Origin of the sequence: Arachidicoccus sp. (assembly GCF_050436765.1) — a bacterium.
Classification (GTDB): domain Bacteria; phylum Bacteroidota; class Bacteroidia; order Chitinophagales; family Chitinophagaceae; genus Arachidicoccus.
In genome coordinates this window covers 1-20,812 of record NZ_JBNQGD010000113.1, presented here as the reverse complement: position 1 = coordinate 20,812, position 20,812 = coordinate 1, and the positions used below count along the sequence as shown (strand labels likewise).

12 protein-coding genes are annotated in these 20,812 nt (G+C 36.0%); 9 read left to right on the top strand and 3 right to left on the bottom strand.

Going from position 1 to position 20,812, the window contains the following annotated elements; translation table 11 throughout:
* Positions 1 to 143: 143 nt before the first annotated feature.
* Entirely contained in the window at positions 144 to 3,677 is a 3,534-nt protein-coding gene (locus ACQR30_RS04630; RefSeq protein WP_429731939.1) for a response regulator, read from the bottom strand.
* Positions 3,678 to 3,946: 269 nt separating this feature from the next.
* On the opposite strand from ACQR30_RS04630, the gene ACQR30_RS04625 reads away from it, so the two are divergent.
* The 4 genes from ACQR30_RS04625 (at position 3,947) to ACQR30_RS04610 (ending at position 9,200) form a co-directional block, all read left to right on the top strand.
* Positions 3,947 to 4,312: a response regulator transcription factor gene (locus ACQR30_RS04625; protein ID WP_429731936.1), complete on the top strand. Its 366-nt coding sequence runs from the start codon at positions 3,947 to 3,949 to the stop codon at positions 4,310 to 4,312.
* A 282-nt stretch (positions 4,313 to 4,594) separates the two neighbouring features.
* Positions 4,595 to 5,695 carry a hypothetical protein gene (locus ACQR30_RS04620; RefSeq protein ID WP_429731933.1) on the top strand — a complete coding sequence of 367 codons (1,101 nt, stop codon included), beginning with the start codon at positions 4,595 to 4,597 and terminating at the stop codon, positions 5,693 to 5,695.
* Positions 5,692 to 7,131 (top strand): glycosyltransferase, encoded by a 1,440-nt coding sequence (locus tag ACQR30_RS04615; RefSeq protein ID WP_429731930.1) that lies wholly within the window; start codon positions 5,692 to 5,694, stop codon positions 7,129 to 7,131. Before ACQR30_RS04620 ends, ACQR30_RS04615 begins: the two co-directional genes overlap by 4 nt.
* Positions 7,132 to 7,142: 11 nt before the next feature.
* Entirely contained in the window at positions 7,143 to 9,200 is a 2,058-nt protein-coding gene (locus tag ACQR30_RS04610) for an LTA synthase family protein (protein ID WP_429731927.1), read from the top strand.
* A 12-nt stretch (positions 9,201 to 9,212) separates the two neighbouring features.
* Here the strand turns inward: ACQR30_RS04610 and ACQR30_RS04605 are convergent, their stop codons facing one another.
* Together ACQR30_RS04605 and ACQR30_RS04600 are read right to left on the bottom strand one after the other, a co-directional pair.
* Positions 9,213 to 10,412 (bottom strand): hypothetical protein, encoded by a 1,200-nt coding sequence (locus tag ACQR30_RS04605; RefSeq protein ID WP_429731924.1) that lies wholly within the window; start codon positions 10,410 to 10,412, stop codon positions 9,213 to 9,215.
* Positions 10,413 to 10,436: 24 nt separating this feature from the next.
* Positions 10,437 to 11,723, bottom strand: a complete 1,287-nt coding sequence (locus ACQR30_RS04600) for a YaiO family outer membrane beta-barrel protein (protein ID WP_429731921.1) — start codon at positions 11,721 to 11,723, stop codon at positions 10,437 to 10,439.
* A gap of 253 nt (positions 11,724 to 11,976) precedes the next feature.
* Between ACQR30_RS04600 and ACQR30_RS04595 the strand changes: the two genes are divergently transcribed.
* The 5 genes from ACQR30_RS04595 to ACQR30_RS04575 all read left to right on the top strand — a co-directional run bounded on the left by ACQR30_RS04595 (position 11,977) and on the right by ACQR30_RS04575 (position 20,680).
* Positions 11,977 to 12,375: a YkgJ family cysteine cluster protein gene (locus ACQR30_RS04595; RefSeq protein ID WP_429731918.1), complete on the top strand. Its 399-nt coding sequence runs from the start codon at positions 11,977 to 11,979 to the stop codon at positions 12,373 to 12,375.
* A gap of 65 nt (positions 12,376 to 12,440) precedes the next feature.
* Positions 12,441 to 14,687, top strand: coding sequence for a cation:proton antiporter (locus ACQR30_RS04590; RefSeq protein ID WP_429731915.1), 2,247 nt, complete (start codon positions 12,441 to 12,443; stop codon positions 14,685 to 14,687).
* A gap of 175 nt (positions 14,688 to 14,862) precedes the next feature.
* Positions 14,863 to 16,977 (top strand): hypothetical protein, encoded by a 2,115-nt coding sequence (locus tag ACQR30_RS04585; RefSeq protein WP_429731912.1) that lies wholly within the window; start codon positions 14,863 to 14,865, stop codon positions 16,975 to 16,977.
* A gap of 9 nt (positions 16,978 to 16,986) precedes the next feature.
* Complete coding sequence (locus ACQR30_RS04580) at positions 16,987 to 19,563, top strand: translocation/assembly module TamB domain-containing protein (RefSeq protein WP_429731909.1); 2,577 nt, start codon at positions 16,987 to 16,989, stop codon at positions 19,561 to 19,563.
* Between the two features lie 127 nt (positions 19,564 to 19,690).
* Positions 19,691 to 20,680: a hypothetical protein gene (locus ACQR30_RS04575; protein WP_429731906.1), complete on the top strand. Its 990-nt coding sequence runs from the start codon at positions 19,691 to 19,693 to the stop codon at positions 20,678 to 20,680.
* Positions 20,681 to 20,812: the final 132 nt, after the last annotated feature.

Sequence of the window (20,812 nt, the reverse complement as noted above, 5' to 3'; positions counted from 1 at the left end):
CGCACTCGCATTAGAGGATGAGAATTGTTAAAATAATATTTAATTCTTTTAAACTACAAATCTAAATATCTTTTATTAGTTTCCTAAAAAATTACGAAATGTGTAATCGGATTCAGACGTCTCTTTTTATTGGATTCAGATATTTATTTCTTTTTAAGGTAAGTTGATAATATTTCTTGAACGATTTCTATTTCATCGTCTAACTGATTAATTAAATTATTTATTGTGTTGTCTTCGATAGCATCTTGTGCTTCTAGTTTAGATGTAATAAGAGTTATTTCAATTAAACCTGAAGTAGTAGCTGTGCCTCTTAATTTATGAGCAGAAGTTTTGATAGCCGCTAGATCTTTTTTTGCTATCTGTGCATGGAGGTTTTGTGAAGATTCATTTATTGATTTTATAATTAGAGATATAAATATTTTCTCGAACTCTTTGTCTTCGAGCGCATATAAGTGAATAGTATTAAAGTCTACGTGTACTTTCTCTTCGCTTTTAACCCTACTCAACCATTTTATCAACATTTCTTTTAGCGTTTTTTCGACGATAGGTTTCGTTAAAAAGTCATTCATTCCTGCTTCTAAACATTTCTCTTTATCTCCCACGCTATTACTTGCTGTAAGTGCAATAATTGGAATGTTTTTGTTCTTCTCATTTTTTCTGATAATTTGTGTTGCTTCGAGCCCGTCCATATTAGGCATTTGTACATCCATTAAAACGAGATTTGGCTCGCATTGGGCCATTTTGTCTACTGCCTCTTTCCCATCTCGAGCTTCATGTAAAAATGCATTTGGCAAAATAAGACTTACCAATGTTTTGGAGAGGAACATATTTATTTCCTTATCTTCAGCAATAAGAATTTCTACTTGCCTTTTGGTGATGTCCGTATCTTCTTTTACTGCTAATTTTTCAATTCCTTCTGTCGCATTTTGGTTCTTTTTTAGCTTAGAAAATACACTGTACAAATCTGTCATTTTAACCGGCTTGAGCAGGCGATTATTGACCCCTAGATCTTCGCAGGCTTGTTGCAGATATTCATCTTCATGAGAACTGTATAAGATAATAATGGCTTGTTCGTTGGATGTTGGATAAAAGTTTTCCCTGATCTTTTTAATAGTTTCTATCCCATTCATAATAGGCATAAAGTAGTCTACCAAAATTACATCGTAAGTTTCGCCTTCGTATAGCTTCTGTAAAGCTTCTACACCTGTCTTAGCAACGAAAGTTTCAATATTTTTCAATTGGAGCATTTCTTTTATTACTGTCAGGTTGTTTTCACTATCATCTACCACAAGCACACGTTTGATATCTGTAGCTGTATCAAAGTCAATAGGCGTATCTGTTTTAGTTTCTACAACTAAATCGAAATAAAATGTACTGCCCTTTCCTAACTCACTTTGCAGCTGAAGTCGGCTGTCCATAAGTTTTAGAAGGTTATTAGATATAGCAAGTCCTAGCCCTGTTCCGCCATATTTTTTAGAGATGCTGCTATCCTCTTGTGCAAATGCTTTAAATATTCTTTCTAATTTGTCAGGATGAATACCGATGCCGGTATCGCTAACTTCAAAGCGCATTTTTACAGTATTATCTTTAAATTCTTCTAAAGAGGAAATAGATAATTCAATTTTACCCTTTTGTGTAAATTTAATTGCATTGCCCAAAAGATTGATCAAGATTTGTTTTAATCTAGTTTCATCAGTATTGATATATCTTGGTAAACCTGGTCCGATATTGAGCGATATTTGTAAGTCTTTCTTCTCTGCCTGAAAGGATATAATATTGGTTGCTTGAGAAGCCAATTCAAACAGGTCACATTCCGAATTTACGAGCTCCATTTTTCCAGCCTCTATTTTAGAGAAATCTAAAATATCATTGATAATATTTAATAGAGAATTAGCTGATTCATTAACAATGGAAATATATTTTTTTTGTGTTTCGTTAAGCGCAGTTTTGAGTACTAAATCTGTGAAGCCAATGACACCATTTAGGGGAGTTCTTATTTCATGACTCATATTGGCCAAGAATTCTGATTTAGTTTTGCTTGCCTGCTCTGCCAATAATTTTGCTTTTCTAAGGGCTTCCGCATTTTTTTCTTTCTCGTTAACATCTTGAAAAGTACCCATTATTTTTTTGCAACGTCTGTTCTCACCCAATATTGGTTTACCTATTATTCTAGTCCATAAAAGTTTCCCTTTAGCCGTTTGTATTTGAAGTGTGAGATCATATGATTGTCCATTTTTAATTGCCAATTTTGTTGCAGTTCTAATTGTGTTTTGACTTTCAGCACTTACAAAGAAATCTAAGCCACTTTCCACCTGCGGAACAAAATCTTGAGGAAGCTCATAGATTTGTTTAGTGACGCTGCTCCAGTAAGCCGTTTTCTTTTCTAAGTCTATTTCCCAGCTGCCTATAGAAGCAATGCTATTCGTTTGTTCTAGCATTTGAGATGTTCTGGTTAGTTCTTCCTGCAGCCTCGCCATTTCAGTAATATCGACGGCATTACCTATAACATAAGCTTCTTCATTTTCATTTTGTATTAATGAGTTGTTGAACACCCAAATTTTTCTTTCACCACTTTTTGTGACCGTATGCATTGGTGCAGTTAAGAATTGACGTCTCTTAATTTCTTCGAGATATTGATATATGAATGGATGCCTTTCTTGAGGGATAATATCGAATAACGACATCTTAGTTAGTTCGTTGAGATCATAGCCTATAGAATTAGCCCCAGCGCGATTAACTGAAAGAAAATTTCCTTTTAAATCGTGCGTACACATAAAGGTTGGTGAGTTTTCAAAGAGTATCCTGAATTTTTTTTCACTTTGGGAAAGCTGTTCATTTTTCTCTTCAATTTTCGTTATATCACGACCTATGGAGTATACTAAATCAGTTGAAGGATCGTAGGTCCCAACCCACTCTAATATTTTATTGCTACTATCTTTAGCAATCGTGCTATAAGTGATATTTAAAACAGTATTTTTTTCAGAGAGTTGACTGAATATTTTTCTTTTTTTTGCAGCAACTTCTGGAGACATAAAATCAAATATGCTTTTGCCCTCCACTTCATTAAGCTCCCAGCCCAATATCGTTTTGAGCGCCGGGTTCATCTTAATAATGGTCCCATCTTTTTTGCATACTCGGATTAAGTCAGTGCAGATACTGAACATTTTTTCTAACTGCGCTAACTCTATTCTTTTCTGCCTGTTTATAATTCGGGTAACAGTTTGGTCTGCTAATAGAATTAAAATTTCTTTTTGCTTTTCGGTCAAGCTTCTTGGCTTAGTATCCATGACGCAAAGAGAGCCTAATACAAAACCTTCTGGGTCTATCAGCGGAAAACCAGCATAAAATCTTAGGTGTGCGATATTTGCAGGTAATCTGTTTTTGAGCCGGGGATCTTTAGCAATGTCCTCTATGATTAACGGTTCCCCACTTTGTATTGTATATTGACAAATTGATTCCCCCTTTGACATTTCATTCGATGGCATGCCTAAATTGGCCTTTAGCCATTGCTTCTTATCATCTAAAAGACTAATGAATGCAATATGGGCGTCTGTGCATAAAGAAGCTATCTGGACCACATTATTGAAGTCCACTTCTTCAGGCGTATTCCATATATGATAATTCTTGAGTGCCTTTACACGCAATTCTTCGTTATGATTGAGAGGAGTGTTTGACATAAATATTTTAATATGTGAGCTTATTGTTCTTCTTTTGCATCTGTTAAATAACAAAGCACGTTATTTCTAATCATTATCAGAATGTTTTTTTCTTTTTTATGGGAGATAAATTACTTTTAACCATTCATTGACTAGAAGTTTATTTTAAAGTATTTACACTTTGTATGGATTATTTAAATAGATTTAACCTAAAATTCAGAAATTCAGAAACCTATCATGGATAATTAAAGATCTTGTTATAATTATAGATTGAAGATAATTCTTTTTAAATGGAATCACAAAAAATACTCATTGCGGAAGATGAACCTCTACTTTTGAAAGTTGTCGAAATGCGGTTGAAAAAAGAGAGCTATGATGTAATTTTGGCGGTAGATGGGCGAGATGCTTTAGAAAAGATTAAATTGCATGCGCCTGAGTTAGTAATTATAGATGTAATGATGCCCTATTTTTCAGGGTTGGAAGTTGTTGCTCAAGTTAGACAAGAATTGAAATTAAATACTCCTTTTATTATTCTGTCTGCCATGGGGCAGGAAGATACAGTGGTTAAGGCATTTAAGTTGGGTGCCAACGACTATGTAGTAAAGCCTTTCAGCCCAAACGAACTTTTGGCAAGAATTAAACGGCTTATTGGGTAGCTCTCTCTCCTCTATATCTACATTATTGATGGGCATGCTCTTATCAATATCTTTAATGCAGGGGTCATAGATTTTCGTTAATAAAATTGACCCTCAACACTAGGTCCACAGATGTTCCTTATACAAGTTTCCGTCACCTAATTTTAGTTCTTTTTTGAAATTTAATTCTCTTTCTCTCTGATGAAGATTGAATGAGAAGAAATTTTCTTAATAAATCTATTTGTCTCTGCTATCGCTTATAATTATTTCGTATCTTGTACAACAATCGTGGTCTAAATCCTTATGGTTACAATATCTGTTATTTGTTTAGATTTTTTTACTACTATAGATACCCTAAGCGTAATCTTGGCGTCTGGTATTTTAATTATGCTAGCTTTTATTTGGGCTATTCATTCGCATAAAAATCGATTAGATGTTTTAAGAGAGAGAATGAGTAATCTTTTTCTGCCTTTATTACAAGATGCAATTTGGTTTGAAAAATCGGACAATTCAGATGAGCAAATCTCAATATCTGAATCTTTTGTGAAATTCTTAAAAAACAAAAAATATCGAAATTGGCTTATTGAAGATATAATAAAAGCGAAAAATAGCCTAACGGGAATAGCGGCTAAAAATCTAGAAGCATTATATGAGCAATTGGATCTTTATAAAGACTCCTTTGCTAAATTACAGCAAAATAAGTGGGACATACAAGCGCGCGGTATACAAGAGCTTTACCTAATGAACAATAAACGTTATATGGTTGAAATGTTGCAACTTACTCATTATGACCACAATTATGTTCGTGCAGAAGCACAAATGGGGATGATATGTTTAAATGGCTTTAAGGGACTTGAATTTCTGAATGAATTAACTTTGCCTATCTCAGAATGGAATCAAATTAGGTTGTTAAATCATTTAAGTAAGATGCCTTACGAAGCCTTTTTGAATGTTCATCTATGGCTAAAATCGGAAAACGACTCAGTAGTCATATTTGCTTTAAAATTTATTGGAATATACCATTTATTTGATTTTCAAAAAGAAGCCTTAAGCTGTCTTTCTCATCCAAATAATGATATAAAGTTCGCTGTTCTAAATGTTCTACAAGAAGTTCATGATGAGTGCTCAGAATTGGTAGTAGATGAAAGTTATCCGATGTTCGACTCGGTTCAACTTAAATTAAAAGCTCTAGAAACTTTGGCCGTAATTGGTACAAGCCAGTCCCTACCTCTTTTACAGGAGGAGTTGAGAAATGGGAATCGCACTATTAAATTATTCGCTGGTAGGGCGATTGTTCAATCCTTAAAAAATGGTATAAGTGTTTTGGAAGATATTTTAGCGCATACCAAGGACGAAGATGGAATTGCCATTATAGAACACTTGAAATTTGAATTACAAAGATGAGTTGGCAGTCATTACTTATTGATATATTCCAATATGGACTGTTTATTTATACAGCCATATTAATTATATTTTATCTTTTTATCGGTTTATATTCTGTTAAAGAGGTTCGCAGTTATATTAAAGCCAATAGATTTTCTGAGGAAAGAGAATTAGCTATTTCTTCCTTAGCTCCGAGCGTCAGTATTATTGCTCCTGCATATAATGAAGCTGGTTCTATCATTGATAATGTCCGGTCATTGCTCTCTGTTTATTATGAAAATTTGGAAATCATCATTGTTAATGACGGAAGTAAGGACGACTCTCTTCAAAAACTCATCGATGGTTATGATTTGATAAAAGTACCTTTTTATTTTGATGCTCGTATTAAAACAAAATTAGTAAGAGGTATATACAAAAGTAACAACCTAGCCTTTCAAAAATTAATAGTGGTTGATAAAGAGAACGGGGGTAAAGCCGATGCGCTTAACACCGGTATTAATATTGCATCAAAGAAAATTATTGTCTGCATTGATGTAGACTGCATAATGGCGCAGAACGCTTTGTTGAAAATAATAAAACCTTTCTTAGAAACCACAACATCTAAAGTGGTCTGTTCAGGTAGTGTAATAAGAATTGCCAACTCTTGCATAGTTGAAAATGGAAGATTGGTAAAAATAAACCTGCCGACGAAAATATTACCTAGAATACAAACATTGGAATATATACGCGCTTTTTTGTTAGGCAGGATGGCTTGGAGTAGACTTAATGGGCTACTAATTATTTCAGGAGCTTTTGGGGCATTTGACAGAGATACCGTGATACAGGTAGGAGGATATGATACAAGGACCGTTGGCGAAGATATGGAGCTAGTAGTGCGAATGCGTAGATATCTGGAAGAAGAAAAGCAGAAATACAAAATAAACTATATTCCCGACCCACTTTGTTGGACCGAGAGTCCGTCCAATTATAAGATTCTATCACGTCAACGGAGTCGTTGGATGCGTGGATTAGTAGAGACTCTTTTTGCCCATCGACGTTTATTTTTCAATCCAGGCTATAGTTTATTAGGGATGCTAAGTTATCCTTTTTGGTTTTTCTATGAATTTCTTGCCCCTATAATAGAGGCTCTTGGGATGTTTATTTTTGTTTTATTTTGTTGTTTACACATGATCCAGTGGATGGATTTTTGGCAATTGTTCATTTTTATTGTGCTGTTTGGATGCCTTTATTCGACATTTGCGGTTTTAATGGAAGTAGTAACTTATAATCAATACAAGGAAAGAAAGGATATATTAAAGTTGATTGGTACGGTTTTTTTGGAACCCTTTTTATTCCATTTTATTGTGGTTTATTCTTCGATTAATGGATTAGTTGCGCTGTATCAAGAAAAAAAGGAGTGGGGTGAAATGGTTCGTGTGGGTTTTAGTGCTGCAGGAGAAAAGAAAAAGAAAAAATAAAACTGATTGATATGTTTACTCATAATTCCAATTTAGCATTTTCCCATAGACGTAGACTTAAAGGAGTATTGCAGGGATTCTTTAATTTATCTCTTATTTATTTCATATTGTTATTAGCGATTCGCGCCTTTGAAATAATATACAATAGTGTTTTACACGGTTCGCCTTCGAGTCTTTTGTCTGTTATTTTTTCATCTGTATGCCGGGATTTTATTTTCTTTCTTGTGAGTAGCCTGTGGCTCTTCGGCCCCTATTTTATTTTATATTATTTCTCCCAAAAAGTTGCACGGAATGTTTATGCTATTTTAGCCGCAATTATCTTATTAATTCAATTAGGATTGGTATTTTACTTCCTTACTGCGTTAGTCCCATTAGGTGCCGATTTATATGGGTACTCTATAGCAGAAATAAAGCAAACTGTGGGTGCGGCGGGGAGTTTAAATATACTTAGCCTGATAGCTTATATAGCAACGATAGCCTTTATCGTATTCGCCTTTCGGAGGTTTTTTAAAAAAATGTATTTACCTTTTTATGTAGTTTTGATATTACCGGTCTTGATAATTACAGCAGTCATTCTGCCCTATCGTACACTTAATGCTCCTACGCATTTTGGAAATGATTTTTTAAATAATCTTGCGCTTAATAAAGAGGCCTATTTTGTCCATAGTTCGAGATTATATTTTTTCCCGCCGGACAATGACATAGATATTTATGCCGATGATTTTATCGGCGGCAGTAGCGGTTCGACAACACAAGGAATACAATCATTTACGTACACCGACCCCGCCGTATATCCCTTTCTGCATACGGATAGTTCGGCAGACGTACTTGCTCCTTTTTTCAATATAGATTCTGCTACAAAGCCTAATATTGTATTTGTCTTAGTGGAAGGTTTGGGGAGGGCCTTTACTAATGAGGGGGCGTATTTGGGAAATTTTACGCCGTTTATAGACTCGCTCTCTAATAAAAGCTTGTATTGGTCAAACTTTATGAGTGAAGGGGGGCGCACATTCGCGGTGCTTCCTTCTATAATAGGTTCTTTACCCTTTGGCCAACATGGTTTTTCTGAGTTAGGAGACAAAATGCCGCATCAACTTTCGTTGATAAGTTTACTAAAGTACAACGGATATGGATCTCAGTTTTTTTATGGTGGAAATTCTCACTTCGATTATATGGATGTCTTTATGAGACATCAAGGTATCGATGCAGTTAATGATGAATCGTCGTTTGGATCAGGCTATACAAAGATGCCGGCAAGTGGTAGCGGATTTTCTTGGGGATATGGAGACAAGGAATTATTCAGACATTATTTCCAATTAATGAATGCACCAGCAAAAGAACCATACATAAACGTATTGCTGACGGTATCGACACACAGTCCTTTTTTAATTGATGATGAGGCTGCTTATTTGAAAAAGTTTGAACAGCGGATGGATGCGTTAGATTTTTCGCCTGATGAAAAAGAACACCATGAAAGTTATAAAATGCAATTTGCTAGTATCCTTTTTATGGATGATGCAGTCAGGAATTTTTTTACGGAATATGCAAAAAGGCCAGATTTTAAAAATACGATTTTTCTAATTACCGGTGATCATCGTATGCCCGAAATACCTATGTCTACTAAGATTGATAGGTATCACGTTCCATTAATTATATATTCTCCCTTGTTAAAAAGAACAGCGACATTTCAATCTATCTCTACACATTTTGATATTGCACCAAGTTTGTTGGCTCTTCTAAGAAATCATTATAGTATTAAAACGCCGACATTGGCTTCCTGGATGGGTACTGGGTTAGATACTTCCAGGTCTTTTAGAAATGTACATGCTTACCCATTTATTCAAACCAAAGATGGTGTTTCTGATTTTGTGACTGGCGATTATATGTTGCATGGTCAACAAGAACTTTATCAAATTACACCAGATATGGGATTGGTACCCATTACGGATAATAAGGAACAAACTGAAGCCATGAGGGCTTTTAGTGAGTTTACCAATCGCAATAATAGCTTTATTCAAGGTGCACCTTTAATCCCAGATAGTACGTATCGAAGATATACAACATATTAATCGACGAAGACGTTATTGATTTTGTATTATTTGTTTTTTTGAATTTCTGCTATGTAATTCTTTATAATAATCGTCGAGAATTTTGGTAACCATTGGGCGATAATATTGCCAAAAAAAACTTTTTCTCTCATTGGGATTGGAAACGTCGTAAAAGAGTGGAGAAATAAAAGGTATTCCTTTAAAGTAAGAAGATCTGTGTTTAATTGGATTATCTGTAAAGTCGCCACAGAAATAATAGAACTTGTAATCTTTCTGGTTATGCATAATTACCGCTGCAAATTTATCAGGGATATTATTTTGTTGTAAGATTTTTGCCCCCTTCCTTGTGGTATGAATCTCGTAAGCTGAAATTGCGTGATTGATACTATCATTATAAGTCATTATATCCAGCCAATAGGAATATTTTATGAAGTGCGGTAAATTAAACTTCTCCTGTCCATATTTAAAAGTACGTATCTGTGGTACAGGATTTGTCAAATCCGTTTCTGATCCCAATATTTCTATTTGATCATTCTGGTTTACAAATCCAATTCCGCCTTTATGAAATGGCCATTTATTACCGTGCTGTTGCAAATAATTTTTTATAAGCCAGCGAGGTATTTCTTTATTTTGTGAGGTATCTAAATTCTCAAAGTAGCGTGCCACCCATCCAGTCCAATGCACGCCAAAAAGGGTTTCGAACTGCGATCTTATTTCAGAAGACGTCGGCGATCCAATATCATTAAACTCGGCAAGAATTAATTTTTTCCTGGCTTTCATTTTTTCAAGATACGCCATATCTTGACTGCTCATGCCTCCATAAATTTTAACTGAGCGTTCATCCATCTTTATATGGCCATCCCATTCATTGTTATATACACCATAAGTATCTGTAAAAAAGGTAGCATCACTAATTTCGCTCAATTGTTCAATTTGATCATTCGTAAAATTTTCTAAACCCTTCAGCCTATATCGACCGTTTTTTTTTGGATCAAAACCGTAATAATCATCTCCGGCATTATATAGTTTAGTTCTTGTTTTAGTGAATTTTTCATAATTCAAAATCCAATCTAAAGAAATACGCTCTTGACCATTTTTGTTTAGTTCCGTTTTGTCAATAATGGCTATCACTAATTTTCGTTTTGGAGAAAATAGCCATATAAGCCAAGCAAGTATAGGAGCAAGGATAATTGCTCCAAAAAATATTCTAAAAAATAATTTAATTGACTTCATACAATAAGCTTACTCAAAGAAACATTAAAACCTCCTCTGATAGGTAAAACCGATGTCGTACTGATTGCCAAAAGTATTGGTTTTGTACTCCTGATGATACCATGTAAGATCTAAAGAAAGTATATTCCTTTTTTTAAATACATGACTAAAACCTGTGGCTACTTTTTGTGATTTTAATTTATTGAGAGATCCAAGTAATGCGGCAGCAGCTTGATCATCCGGAGAAATACCTGTGCCTAAAGCCAAATAAATATAATCATCGGAGCCACCGGTATAATATCTTGTAGTAAGCGTATAGGATTGCGATACATTAGAATTATCCGGAACAAGATAAGTACGTAAATTGAACCAGAAATTACGATAATATTTTCCAAGTGATGCTGTGTACATCCAGACATTTGATGTAAAATGAAGATAACGAAATCCCGCCTCGGCTTCCATACTCCAAGGTAAATTGGCATATAAGGAAGCCCCGGATCTGAATTGAGGGAACACACTATTGGTACCGGATGCACCTATATTTAAATAAGCGTAAAATGTCTTCGAAATGTGTGGATAGAAATCAATTTCTCCTTGTACGGCATTTTTTAGAAAGCGGTTGGCATAATTAATCCGACCAATGATAGAGCCAATGTTAGTCGGTTGAGAATATGATAAGCTTACCAAATTCCAAGGATCATTAAATTGTTTGTCAAAGTAAACGTAATCATAACTAACGCCAATTTTGTGAACGCTGGCGTTGTTCTTGATACTATTGATTAAGCTCCTCGCCTGAGTATTTTTTGGATCTTTTTGCAATAAACTATCAATTATAAGATAAGCTTCTTTATATTTCTTAGTCGCATTCAGGATTTTTCCCTTCTTTAATAACAAGTCTTCTGATTCAGGATGGTATTGTAATCCCTGATTACAATACTGTAAAGCTTTTAAATAATTATTATTCCAATACTCAAGGTCTGTAAAAGCCGATGCGGCATCCTCGTTGTCGGGGTGTTGTTTTAATACATAGGAGAATTCCGCTCGGGCACTGTCATTATGATCCGTCCAAGTGTAAATGCGGCCCAAGAAAGTACGAATGTCACTATAGTCCGGAGCCTTGGCTAAAGCCTCCTTAGAAAGACGAATAGCTTTAGGGTAATCCTTTTGATCGAATGCAGATTTACGCGCCATTTGAAATAATTCGTCTGAGCTTAAATTGTCTTGTGCCTGCACCTTTGATAGGAAGCTAAATAAAAATATACATAGCACCAAAGAACTAAAACCTATGCGTACAATAAACTTGTACAAACAACGGTTAGATGTATGGTTCATATTAGAGATATTGAATGATATTTTTCGTTTTTTATATATACACAAATATAACATGCAAAAAGTTGGGAGGTTGTTTTTAATCGAAAATTTATGAGAAACCACTGTTGCAGATAAAGGAGTGATCGCGAAATATTTAGCCATACCTTCATTTCCCTTTCTTTATTACCTTTGCCTCATGTCAGATTTTAGTTTTGAAAACTGGGAGAAGCGAGCGGAGGCCAATAGAAAAAAGTACGCGCAGCAATTGCAAAAAGTGAATAAAAATGCTGCACTCAAGCGCCTGCCCAAACTACACGAGGAAGCTTTTGAAAAAGTTGACTGTTTGGATTGTGCCCGCTGCTGTAAAAATTATTCGCCGCGCTTTAAGATGCCGGACATTAAGCGCATCAGCAGATATCTGGGAATGAAAGAAACTGTTTTTATCGAACAATATCTGCGCCAGGATGATGAGGGAGATTATGTAGTAAAATCTTCTCCTTGTGTATTTCTTGGAGAAAACAATGCGTGTCAAATTTATGATGTGCGTCCTAGTGATTGTGCACGTTTTCCTTATACGAATGAAGATGTTTTGCTTAAGCGCAAAAACATCACATTAAAAAATTCTGAATTTTGTCCTATCGTTTTTTATGTCTTGGAAAATCTTTTCCGTTAATAATCGTATTTTCGTAAGGATAGGTTTTTTTTCAACGCAAATCCATTCTTCCTTCTTAAGATAATATGCATTTACCCAAGCTGATTGAAGATTTGGCACTTATACTTTTTGCTGGTGCAGTCGTTACATTATTGTTTCGACGCATCCGGCAACCTTTGGTATTGGGTTATATCATCACGGGTTTGTTAGTTAGTCCCCATGTTTCTCTATTCCCTACCGTTGTGGATGAAGCGAATGTAAAAATACTCGCTGAGTTGGGTGTTATATTTTTGCTTTTCAGCCTGGGGTTGGAGTTTAGCTTTAAAAAATTGATGCGGGTTGGTGGAGCTGCGTCTATAACTGCCTTAATAGAAATTGCCTGTGTTATTGTAGCTGGTTATACGGTCGGTAGATTAATTGGATGGAATAATATAGACAGTATATTTTTGGGCGCATTGCTCGCAAGTTCATCCACAACAATTATACTGCGTGCCTTTGATGAGTTGGGTATGAAAGGAAAAGGCTTTGCAGGAATTGTATTTGGTGTATTGGTCGTCGAAGATTTGGTCGTCATTCTTTTATTGGTACTGTTGCCTACGATCGCTGCCAGTCAATCGTTTGATGGTACTACCATGTTACTTACTTTATTAAAATTGCTATTCTTTTTGGCACTCTGGTTTGTGCTTGGTATATTTTTGCTGCCCACATTTTTAAAAAAGATGCACAAGTTTTTAGATGAAGAAACTTTGCTGATATTGTCTATAGGCCTTTGTTTGGGAATGGTGGTTCTGGCCACCCGTGTAGGTTTTTCGGCAGAATTGGGGGCATTTGTGATGGGTTCGCTGCTGGCGGAAACTACGTCTGCGGAAAAAATAGAGGATCTATCGAGGCCCGTGAAAAACGTGTTTGGCGCGGTATTTTTCGTATCTGTTGGTATGATGATAGATCCGCGAGCTATTTTAGAAAATAAGTGGCCGGTAATAACTATTGTGTTGTTGACTATTGTCGGAAAGTTTGTCAGCACTACAATAGGAGCCATCATTTCCGGACAGCCTTTAAAGCAATCAGTACAAGTCGGAATGAGCATGGCGCAGATTGGCGAGTTTGCTTTCATCATCGCCAGCTTAGGAGTAACACTTGGGGTAACCAGTAATTTCTTATTTCCTGTGGCGGTAGGTGTTTCGGCAATTACCACCTTCACAACGCCTTACCTGATAAAATATTCGGAACCTTTTTATAATTTTTTATTAAAAATTATTCCACCAAAATGGCTGTCGGCACTGAACCGCTATTCCTCCGGTACGCAGAAAATTCAGGCTGAGAGCAATTTGAAAATAGTGCTTAAAGGATACTTAACAATAATATTTGCCAATGGGATTGTTATTATTGCGATTATGCTTTTATCTGTGAAAATTATACAGCCGTTTCTTTTTGAGAAGATAAAAGATCCTTTCTATGCCGGCTTAATAAGCATTATCGGCACTTTATTAATAGCGGCTCCATTTTTTTGGGGTTTGATGCAGAAACGTCCGGCGAATATGGCCTACAAAGAGTTGTGGTTGAATAAAAAATACAATCGGGGGCCTTTACTCATCATTGAAGTACTTCGCAATCTGCTGGGCGCTATATTGATAGGCTTTTTACTGGATCATTTTTTTTCCGGGCGTATAGCATTGCTTATTTTATTGCCGGTCGCACTGGTACTTTTTTTCGTTTTTGCAAAAAGAATACAAAAGTTTTATGGGCGGTTGGAACTACGTTTCTTGACCAACTTGCACGAGCGTGAGGTAGCTGAGCGCGCTTTACGTCCAATCATAGACACGGGGATCTATGATTTATCTGCCTGGGATACGCATCTTTCAAATTATAAAATCCCCCCCGAAGCGGTATATGTAGGGCAAGCACTGATTGCATTGCAGTGGCGGGAAAAATATGGCGTTAATATTGCTTACATAAAACGCGGCGAGCGTATTATTTACGCACCTAAACGAAATGATGTTTTATATCCTTACGATGAAATAGGACTGATTGCTACTGATGAGCAATTGCAAACTGCACAACCCGTCTTGGATAGCAAGTTTGAATATTTTAATAATAATGCACTCGTGGAAGATGTGGTTTTGCAAAAAATAGTGGTAGACGAATTTACCAAGTTGAAAAACATGAGCATTCGCGATTCCGGTATTAGGGAGCGTACCAATGGCTTGGTAGTAGGAATAGAACGTGATAATGAAAGAATTGTAAATCCTGAATCGAGTACTATACTTGAGTGGGGCGATATTATTTGGATTGTGGGCAATAAACAAAAAATAAAGACACTTATAAAACAATAAGACATATTTATCATTTTGAATGAAAAAAATGAGGATACAGTTGGGATGTTTTATTTTTGTCTGGAAAGATAATACGTAACGACTACTGAAGACATTTATAAAAATATTAGGAAAGGTTTTTTTGGCTTTGCTGGCGATTCTTTTGCTGGCTTGGATTCTTGTGCAGACAGAACCGGTGCAAAATTTTTTAGTAAAAAAGATTACCCATAGACTTTCTCGGGATCTAAAAACAGAAGTGCGAATTGAGCACGTGAGTTTTACTTTGTTTGATCGAATGAACCTCGATGGGACATTGATCAGAGATTTGAATAAAGACACGTTGTTATATGCTGGTGCTTTAAAAGTGCGCATAAGTGATTGGTTCTTCTTGAAAAAAAATATTGACCTCAATTATATTGGGCTTGAAAATGCTAAAATTCATGCATATCGCAAGGATTCAGTCTGGAATTATCAGTTTTTGATAGATCATTTCTCTTCTTCTAAAAAAGATACTACACCAAAACAAAATATTGGCCTTAACCTAAAGAAGGTAGATCTCAAAAATGTGGCGATAGACGAGAATGATTTATTGGTAGGGGAACGAACAAGTATTAAACTTGGAAGCCTGATATTGGATGCCGATAATATTGATTTGAACACGCTCAATTTTAAAATAAATTTATTAGAGATAGATAAGCCCTTTGTGTTAATGGATAACTTCAAGGGACGAAGACCTCAACGACCCTCCACTCATGCCCTAAAGGATACGGGACTCTATTTTAATAACGCCGGGATATTTTTGAAAGCAGATAGCGTACAGATTACCGATGGGAAATTTGTTCTATTAAATAATAATCGGCCACACGAAGCTGTCAAATATTTTGATCCCGACAATATTCAATTTTCCCATATTAATTTATCTGCAAGAAAAATAGCGTTCGTCAACGACACCCTTGTCGCAGGGATAAACTTGAGTACGCGGGAGCGCAGTGGGCTTGATGTGAGAAAGTTGCTGGCTAATTTTAGACTTACGCCACAAATAATGGAGTTTAAAAATTTAGATCTTCATACGGACAACAGCTATTTGCATAACTATTATGCAATGAAATTTAAAGATTTTAATGAAGATATGAACGACTTTACGAATAAGGTAAAGATAGTTGCGCATTTTAATAATGCGGTGGTAAGTAGTAAAGATGTTGCTTTTTTTGCTCCTGAATTGAACTCCTGGAATAAGACCTTTAAGGTCAGTGGCGATGCGTTGGGGCCCGTTGTAAATTTTTCTGTGAAAAAGCTAAGTCTTCAGGATGCGGAAGGTATGAAGGTCAGCGGAGATCTGACCATGATGGGGTTGCCGGAAATAGATTCAACGCTCATAGATATTCAGAACCTAAATGCTGCAACGACCTACAAACAATTGTTGCCGATAGTCCCTATGTTGAAAGACGTGCATAATCCCAAATTGTCTGCAATGGGGACAGTCAATTATACAGGTGCATTTAAGGGGACCATCCATCAGTTTTATACAAATGGCACGGTTCGTTCCGCCCTGGGAGATGCTTCAATAAAATTAAATCTGAATTTGCCGCAAGTTGGAGAGCCGAAATATGAAGGTACATTGGTAACTAAGCAATTTGAGCTTGGAAAGTTTATTAATAATAACTTAGTGGGAAAAGTTGCTTTTAATGGTAAATTTAATGGCTCCAGCTTTTCTTTGAATACTATGAAGGCCTCTATTAACGGGCATTTCAATAGTTTTGAAGTGAATGATTATCCTTATGCTGATATAGATGTGAATGGGACTTTTCAAAAGAAGTATTTTACGGGAGATTTAACTATTAACGATTCAAGTGCAAGTTTCCTGTCGAATGTTGAAATAGATTTGAGCGGAGATAAACCACGTTTTAATATATTGGGCGATCTGGTCAATTTGGATTTGAAGAAAACCAAACTTGCCAAGTCAAATATAAAGCTGACTGCTTTGTTTGACTTAAACTTTTCTGGAAACAATATTGATGATTTCTTGGGCGATGCTAAAATGCTCAATGTATCCATTACAAAAGATAGTAATCAAATAAGTTTTGACTCTCTTACAGTAAGTGCGAGTTTGGATTCCAATCATTATAAAGTTTTGAGGATAGATAATAATCAATTTAATGCTGAACTGCGAGGGCAATATTCGATCTTAGATTTACCCACTACGTTTCAATCTTTCTTAAGTAATTATTATCCGGCTATCATCAATAAACCGACGAAAGTACCGAAGAATCAACAATTGACGATTGAATTGCATTCCGGAACATTTGCTTAATTCGCGCATTTGATAGATAGTAATTTGAACGGGCTTGATAGTGTAGTTTTAAAAGGGTCGGTAAACACAAAAGATTCGGGCAATTTCTTCTTCAATCTACAAGTCCCTTATGTCAAGTACAAGTGGTTTAAGCTTGTTAATACTGCACTGGAAGGCAACGGTAACTTTACGAAGATTGGCTTGGCAGGAACTATTGGAAGATTATACCTCAATGATAGTTCTTACTTTCCAAATACGAATCTGTCTATTAATTCTCAAAATAATCATTCCGTTTTTCAACTAAATACCGGCTCCAACAACACTATTAATGAGGTAAACATTGCAGCAGATGTATATAATCTTTCTGACGGAGTGCGTATTGATTTCAGACCATCTTATTTTGTGCTCAATGATAAGAAATGGAATTTAGAAAAAGAAGGGGAGATCGTGATAAGAAAAGATTTTGCTTCTGCTAAGAATGTAAAATTCTCACAGGGCTTTCAAGAGTTAACCGTTGCGACCGAACAAAGTAAACGTGATACTTCGCATAATAATTTAGTCATTAATTTATCTAAAGTAAATATTGGAGATATTACGCCACTTCTATTCTCAAGCCCGAAAATTGAAGGGCTTGCGAGCGGTCGCATATTGATGATTAATTTCTTTCACGATTTCAGTGTGGCGGATAGTTTGCAGATCGAGCAGTTTCGTTTCAATGGTGATTCTGTTGGTGTATTAAATACAAAGGGTTTCTATTCTGCTAGGACTAAAAATATTCACTTCAATGTGATTTCTGAGAACAAGTCTTACGACTTTACCATGGATGGGCATTACGATTTGAATGATTCTATTACAGCCCCTCTTGATGTAACCATCAATATGAAAGATATGCGCGTCAATGTTTTAAACAACTATTTGAATTCTTTGTTTAATAATATAGACGGACAAGCGACTGGGCATTTGGAAGTGAAAGGGACGCTAAACAAATATAAGCTCTTGGGGCAAGCCAGTTTGCATAAAGCGAGTATTGGTGTGAATTATACGCAGGTAACCTATTATATCGACACAGCTAATTTTGTATTTAACGATGGCAATATTGATTTTGGCAATTTTACTATAAAAGATAAATATAACAACAAGGGGACCGTCCATGGCATATTGTATCATCAGTCGTTCAATAACATGAAATTCGATTTTGATATTTCTTCCCCTAAAATACTCGCGCTCGATACAAAAGCAACCGATAATGAGATGTTTTATGGCAAAGCAATTGCGCGGGTTGATAATTTCTCTTTAAAAGGGTCTCAGGATAATATGTCAATGTACATAAAGGCCCGGGTAGCCGACACCTCTAACATAAATATTTTAACGGTTACCGGCGCGGAAAGTAGCGATGCGGATTTTATTGTGTTTAAAAAGTACGGGAAAGCTATCAAAACTGCGCATAATGATGATTCACATCTTGATATCAACCTTGATCTTACAGCAACGAATCAAGCAACTATTAACGTGATTCTCGATCCACTTACAGGTGATATCATTAAGGCAATCGGTAGCGGTAATTTGAATATTCATATTCCGCCAATGGGTAATATTACGATGAAAGGAAAATATAATATTGAGAAGGGTAGTTATAATTTCAATTTTCAAACATTGGTAAAAAGACCTTTTGAATTTATAGATGGAGCCAACAATTATATCGAATGGACAGGAGATCCGGAAAATGCCAATTTGCATATAGATGCCCAATACACTGCAAGACAAGTGAGTATTAATGATTTAATTAATACCCAATCGAGTGTTCAAGGAGAAACTGGATTGAACAATGTGCGTGGCTATCGTGGCGATGTATATGTGATTGTTGAACTACGGGGAAGATTATTAAAGCCCGATATAGGTTTCCGTATAGATTTTCCTACAGGAAGCTCAGTAAAATCTGACCCCGATTTTGCTTTGTTTCTTTCTCGATTGCAGAGTGATGAAAATGAAATGTTGAAGCAAGTAACCTATTTAATTGTATTTAATTCATTTGCCCCCTATGGGCAATCCAGTGGAAGTTCTTCTAATTTTGCTTCCACCGGCGTAAATACTATTTCTTCTCTATTAACAAATGAATTGAATAATGTGTTCTCCAATGCCCTCACTAAACTCACCGGCGACAAGGGCCTGAAGTTTGAATTGGGTGCTTCCACTTATAGTAGTTCGAGTATTTTAGGGCAAACCAACGGTTCAGAAAGACTAGATCGACAGAGTTTGAATTTTAAACTATATCAAAGTTTAGCGAACGATAAAATAATAATTACCTTGGGTAGTAATTTTGATTTTGGATGGGGTAGTTCAGCAGCTACCGTCCAAAATGGGAACTTCCAGTTTTTACCCGATATCTCTGTACAATTTGTGCTAACGCGAGATAGAAAATTGCGTGCAGTAATATTCAACAGAAGCAGTCTTGGGGTAGCAGGCGTTACAGCGATTGGTCGCCAAAATCGCTATGGTGTGAGTATTTCCTATACCAAAGATTTTGAGAAATTTTTTGCTGATAATCGCAATAAATACAAAGAGATAAAGATGCACAACGATACTTTACATATTGATAGGAGACCTTGATGATGCTGGTTGCAGGTTGCGCAGTTGTCACATCTTCCTAAAAATTATAAAAACGGAATCTTTATTAGCTAGATTTTAGCCAATCCATAGTAATTTCGCTGGGTGACAAAATTTACCTAAGATAATTATGCTGATAACTGATTTTAACCCTTTCGAATCCTTAATATTCCGACCTGATATTTGCTTCCTCACTGGGGCCTCCCTTACAGACGAAACCCGGCAATTAATTCCTGTATTCCCTACCTGGTTAATAGAGCGTTATCATTTGGAAGAAGCTAGTATTATGATGCTGGATGGGAACCGAATGATGTACAAAGATATGTTGTTGCCTGCGTCGAAATCAGTGGCTAATGCTGTGTCTGACTTGGATGCAATTACACAAAAAGCTTTTGAAGAAGGCTATGATTCGATAGTCCAATTGCCAGAGCTTATATTGTTCCAGTGGATGATACGGGTGATGTATGGAGTTCTTTACCAAGATTTTTCTTATGCTATTAGTCAACAGGAGAAAAGGCGGAAGGAGTTTATCGTATCACCTCTGCTTCGAAGAAAGTATAAGAACTTGCGATTAATGTTACAATCTCTGATTCGTCCAGTTATTTTTGACGGCTTTTCACCCTGGTCAATAAAGCTATACAGAGTGAATATATCGAAAGATATCCTTAACTACAAAGATGAAACACGTAAACTTAATTTTTGTTTTGGAATGAATGGCTTTGCTATTGCTGCCTGCCTTCAGGATAATGGGGAAATTTCTGCCTTTAATCAAGACGTTTTTGAAAAAATAGGGGGCGCTACCCTACATCCGGCGCAGTTTGAAGAGCTATACGGCCGATTTATGTACGCAAACTATTTATTGTATGAAATACCGGATTATGTAATCTCCGAACAAGGAGATAGTTTAATTTTTCGTATGCCAGAAGACCCGTACAAAGGCGGTCCACACTTTAAAGAGTGGGAGGATAAAGTATATTCTCAGGTATTGGCCAATGCTTGGCAACCTTGGGGTGTGCCTATCAAGGAAATCTACATGTATCCCAATTCTCCCATCAGTTATTTGATTGATGAATTTACGGATGAATTTATTTCACCGGATCAAATAAAATTGCAATACTAAACCTGCTACAGATAGTTCTTAATCATTTCCCTAAATCTCGCGTAGTATGTAGGTCGGCAAGATAAGAAGACTCTTAATCAATCTTCAAATGCCATAAGGTAAATCCCGGTATATTTTATAAAAAATCCCCTA

What these genes read in the sequence shown, in the direction of transcription:
- ACQR30_RS04600 (WP_429731921.1), bottom strand. Translation starts at nt 11,723, where the DNA reads ATGAACCATACATCTAACCGTTGTTTGTACAAGTTTATTGTACGCATA.
- ACQR30_RS04625 (WP_429731936.1), top strand. Translation starts at nt 3,947, where the DNA reads ATGGAATCACAAAAAATACTCATTGCGGAAGATGAACCTCTACTTTTG.
- ACQR30_RS04615 (WP_429731930.1), top strand. Translation starts at nt 5,692, where the DNA reads ATGAGTTGGCAGTCATTACTTATTGATATATTCCAATATGGACTGTTT.
- ACQR30_RS04620 (WP_429731933.1), top strand. Translation starts at nt 4,595, where the DNA reads ATGGTTACAATATCTGTTATTTGTTTAGATTTTTTTACTACTATAGAT.
- ACQR30_RS04605 (WP_429731924.1), bottom strand. Translation starts at nt 10,412, where the DNA reads ATGAAGTCAATTAAATTATTTTTTAGAATATTTTTTGGAGCAATTATC.
- ACQR30_RS04630 (WP_429731939.1), bottom strand. Translation starts at nt 3,677, where the DNA reads ATGTCAAACACTCCTCTCAATCATAACGAAGAATTGCGTGTAAAGGCA.
- ACQR30_RS04575 (WP_429731906.1), top strand. Translation starts at nt 19,691, where the DNA reads ATGCTGATAACTGATTTTAACCCTTTCGAATCCTTAATATTCCGACCT.
- ACQR30_RS04590 (WP_429731915.1), top strand. Translation starts at nt 12,441, where the DNA reads ATGCATTTACCCAAGCTGATTGAAGATTTGGCACTTATACTTTTTGCT.
- ACQR30_RS04610 (WP_429731927.1), top strand. Translation starts at nt 7,143, where the DNA reads ATGTTTACTCATAATTCCAATTTAGCATTTTCCCATAGACGTAGACTT.